Source organism: Vibrio nomapromontoriensis, from assembly GCF_050337205.1.
Taxonomy (GTDB): Bacteria; Pseudomonadota; Gammaproteobacteria; order Enterobacterales; family Vibrionaceae; genus Vibrio; species Vibrio nomapromontoriensis.
In genome coordinates this window covers 1-4,048 of sequence record NZ_JAKJSS010000034.1, presented here as the reverse complement: position 1 = coordinate 4,048, position 4,048 = coordinate 1, and the positions used below count along the sequence as shown (strand labels likewise).

Here is a 4,048-nt window from a genome sequence, read left to right as displayed (position 1 = left end):
AGATTAACTATGTAAACGGTTAACACTCACCGAGTCAAAGCAATAGCAAATGATGACAATACGGCCAGACCGAGATGCCTAAACCTGTTTAATTGGGAAGTAATCAATACTGTTTAACGAATGAGGCTGGCATCATGCGAATATCATCAGGGTGACGGAGCAAATCCGATTAAACACCGAATGTAGAGCTGCTGTCCGACCCACTGTTGTCAGCGGGAGCTATTGTTGACAAAAGAGGGAGTCCATGTAGCCTTGTTAAGCGGCAGCTAAACACCATGATACTCAAACAAAGACACCGTATTCACTGAACCCGATTCAACCCAAAATCACCGACTGTTAGCTGTCTGCTTGAACAATTTGTTATGCTTACACTACTCACTTATATGTTTCTGGTGACAACTCTGAAAGCTGTTTTTTTATGTCCTCAAAAACCTTAGGGTCTGTTTCTAATTGCTTTAAGAATGGTAACGTGGACTTAGGGTCTAGACTAGGGGCTTCACATACCACATTATTAGACGTATATAATGTTTGCTTAAGCTCCAGATTTTTCGCCAACGCTTCTAATTGGTTTGTTAACTCAGCAGTCTCAATTTTGAAATTTGCTTTCTGAGTTGCTAATGCCGAAGATTCCAAAACCAGCTCCTCTTTGGCATTTGCTATTTCTACTTTTGCGTTTGAATACTCAATCGATACACGACTAGAATTGACCATTAGATAGATCATTGCGCTAGTGATCAGAAACATGCATAAGCTCAACGAGTACCAAAATACTTTAGGAATACTATCCATTTTCTCTTAATCCTTTTAAATGCCCAGTATGCATAACGCCCTGCTAAGTGGCGCTTACGACCGACTTTCCAAGTGCACTTAACTTCAAACCAAAACCGCCAAGCTTATGGCGTCCACTTGAGTAGTTTGTTAGGTGCGTTGCCTATTCTTCCACAACCTTTACCCACTGGCTTCGCCATTCTTGCGCTTTCATTGGGTCTGGCCAAAACTCTTTTTGCTTACTGATTAGTCCGTCTTCAACGGTATGGAAAGTGATAGCACGCGCTTTTTGGACGCTATCTGTAATTGAAACATCAGTCACAACTGTTGCACCATCGCAAACCACCGAGTGTACTTCAAACTCCCAAATACCGTTTGCAGGGTAAAAAGAGTTGATAGAAGTAAAGTTACATCTGCCAGTGATGAGTTCACCTGATTGAGGCCAGAAACCTTCAAAATTGGGGCTTAGCCATTCACTTGCTTTGGCAAATTCATTAGTTTTCATTGCATCCCAAAAAGCTAGGACAACTTCCTTTGAATTCATTATTTCCTCTGAGCACCTAACGAATGATATGGACTCCCTCTACCTGACACTCTGCGTGCCATACTTACTCGGTACACGCTGAAGAACTGGAGGTTACTATGTCCACCATTCAAACTATTGGCGTTGACCTCGCCAAGAATGTGTTCAGTATTCACGGCGTTGATGCATATGGCAAGTGCGTCCTACGCAAAACTGTCAAAAGAAACAAACTCTTAGACACATTCGCCAATTTACCACCCTGCCTCATCGGTATGGAGGCTTGCTCTGGTGCGCACCACTGGGCAAGGGAGTTACGTAAACTCGGTCATAACCCTAAAATCATGGCGTCCAAATTCGTTATTCCGTATCGACAAAATGAAAAGAACGATGCCAATGATGCTGAAGCTATCTGCGAAGCAGTATCTAGACCCAAAACACGATTTGTCTCTATAAAAAGTGAAGAGCAACAAGCGGTACTTTGCCTGCATCGTATTCGTCAGGGGTTAATTAAAACAAGAACCGCAACCATCAATCAACTCAGAGGGCTACTCTCTGAATTTGGCCTTGTCATGCCACAAGGCCGCTACTCGGCCCAAAATACTATCGGGAGTATCCTCGAAGATGCGGAAAATGGGTTGCCTATGCTGGCTCGTGAACTTCTTCAAGATCTCTCGAACAAGATTCAAAGCCTTAACCTCGAAGTGCTGCACTATGATCGAAACATCTCAGCTTTAGTCCGTGAAATGGCTTYCGCAAAAGCCCTCATGGATATTCCTGGTGTCGGTGAACACAGTGCAAGTGCCATTGTCGCGACCGTCAATGACGCCAAGCAATTTGGCTCCAGTCGCCAGTTCGCMGCATGGATAGGCTTAGTTCCAAGGCAATACTCAACAGGTGGTCATGTTCATCTTGGGCGCATCAGCAAAAGAGGCGAAAAACACATTCGKACTCTACTTATTCATGGCGCAAGAGCCGTTATTGCACGATGCAAAGAGAAAACCGACCGCAACAGCATTTGGTTAAACCAACTCGTTGAACGACGGGGTTATAAACGAGCGGCTGTCGCCCTAGCCGCAAAAAACGCTCGTATTATATGGGCACTACTAACAACGGGAAAAGARTACRAGATTAACTATGTAAACGGTTAACACTCACCGAGTCAAAGCAATAGCAAATGATGACAATACGGYCAGACCGAGATGCCTAAACCTGTTTAATTGGGAAGTAATCAATACTGTTTAACGAATGAGGCTGGCATCATGCGAATATCATCAGGGTGACGGAGCAAATCCGATTAAACACCGAATGTAGAGCTGCTGTCCGACCCACTGTTGTCAGCGGGAGCTATTGTTGACAAAAGAGGGAGTCCATGTAGCCCAATTAAGTAGTGAGCAACGCTACCACTTACCTAGCCATTGTACCGTAAACACTAAAGCCGATTTAAACCAAAACTGCCGAGCGTTGTGAATCCCTCTTAAATTGCTTGTTATGACGCTTTGTATGCTTCAGCCACTTTATGGTTGATTTCAATAGCTAAGGCTTGAGATTCTTTCATTAACTGCTGAACTTTGGCCCAGTTGTCCCAGTGTTTATTCCAGGTTTCAGTACCAACAATGGACTCAAAATCCATTTTGGTAGGCTCTTGCCAACTCTCGTAACGAGCCAGTGCAGACATTCTTTCCGAAATATCTTTAACACCGCGCGTTTTAGGTGATAACGGCGCGTCACTAAGCATCCACACATCCCAAGGTTTGTTACCTTTAGATTGATTGCACTTACCACAAGCTGGAACTAGATTATGAATTTCAGAGATATAACCAGTAGGCTTCTTGTTCATTACCAATGGCCTTAAATGATCCCACTCAGTAAACTTGTCTCCGCAATATGAGCAACAGATAGATTTATCGTTCATTCCTAATATTGCTAACGCTTCTTGAATCTCAACTTCTGACGGTTTAACTGTTGGAATAATGCCATTCACAAAAGAATTAGTGATACTCGAAGATCGACCAGTAATACTTACAGGATTTGGCATTTTAAATAGTTTATCGTAAGGCATAGTACCTCCAATCTCATTAGCGTCATAACGCCCTGCTAAGTGGCGCTAACGATTAACTTACCAAGCGCACTAAACTTCAAACCAAAACCGCCAAGCTTATGGCGTCCACTTGAGTAGTTTGTTAGTTGCCTACGCCCCTATTCTCTTATTTGCACCAAGGCGCTAACTGCTTGCTGTAAAAAAAATTACTATCACCACGCCGTATTTGATAGCTGACAGAACTGACATCTTTCGATTAACGTGAGTTGGCGCGAAAAAGAAACCACCTAAGTGACTGAAAAATGGGTTGAGGAAGATGTTACTTTCGTTGCTCACGGACGAACACAAAAAGCAGTACCGCGAAACCTCGATGGCTAAAGCGAATGACCCTTTCGCGCTGCCACCGGAAAGAAAGTTAAGCAGTGGGGCTTGTCGCTACATAGCTAAAGGGACAATGATTTGACCACTAAATTTCTAAGTGCAACTAACGCCTTGTTAAGTAGCAGCTAACCACCACTGCACTCCAACGAAACCACCGTAATCACTAAACTCAACCAAACCAAGATCGCCAACTGTTAGCTGTCTGCTTGAACAATTTGTTAGTTGCGAAACTTTGCAATTTCGCACTTTACTAATGATTGCCAGAGTTAATCCAAGTTGTCTGGTGTGTGAAGATTAGTACCACAAACTGTGCACTTGTAATCGCCTGTAGCCTCACC

Annotated in this window: 4 protein-coding genes; 1 reads left to right on the top strand and 3 read right to left on the bottom strand. The window is 43.5% G+C overall.

The features are described 5' to 3' along the window. Positions 1–375: 375 nt before the first annotated feature. A complete protein-coding gene (locus L4D05_RS23885) occupies positions 376–789 on the bottom strand; it encodes a hypothetical protein (protein ID WP_428795483.1) in 414 nt (137 codons plus the stop codon). 142 nt (positions 790–931) lie between these two features. Continuing rightward, positions 932–1,312, bottom strand: coding sequence for a nuclear transport factor 2 family protein (locus tag L4D05_RS23880; RefSeq protein WP_428795482.1), 381 nt, complete (start codon positions 1,310–1,312; stop codon positions 932–934). Positions 1,313–1,410: 98 nt separating this feature from the next. Here L4D05_RS23880 and L4D05_RS23875 point away from each other — a divergent pair, with 98 nt between their 5' ends. Next, on the top strand, positions 1,411–2,439 hold the full coding sequence (locus L4D05_RS23875) for an IS110 family RNA-guided transposase (RefSeq protein ID WP_428795481.1): 1,029 nt from the start codon (positions 1,411–1,413) through the stop codon (positions 2,437–2,439). A gap of 338 nt (positions 2,440–2,777) precedes the next feature. Here L4D05_RS23875 and L4D05_RS23870 read toward each other — a convergent pair whose 3' ends face one another. Then, the gene (locus L4D05_RS23870; protein WP_428795480.1) at positions 2,778–3,350 is read right to left on the bottom strand and encodes an HNH endonuclease; all 573 of its coding nucleotides are present in this window, start codon (positions 3,348–3,350) and stop codon (positions 2,778–2,780) included. Positions 3,351–4,048: the final 698 nt, after the last annotated feature.

Bases quoted from the DNA above. Each gene is read 5' to 3' on its own strand.
- L4D05_RS23870 (WP_428795480.1), bottom strand. From the start codon at position 3,350: ATGCCTTACGATAAACTATTTAAAATGCCAAATCCTGTAAGTATTACT.
- L4D05_RS23885 (WP_428795483.1), bottom strand. From the start codon at position 789: ATGGATAGTATTCCTAAAGTATTTTGGTACTCGTTGAGCTTATGCATG.
- L4D05_RS23880 (WP_428795482.1), bottom strand. From the start codon at position 1,312: ATGAATTCAAAGGAAGTTGTCCTAGCTTTTTGGGATGCAATGAAAACT.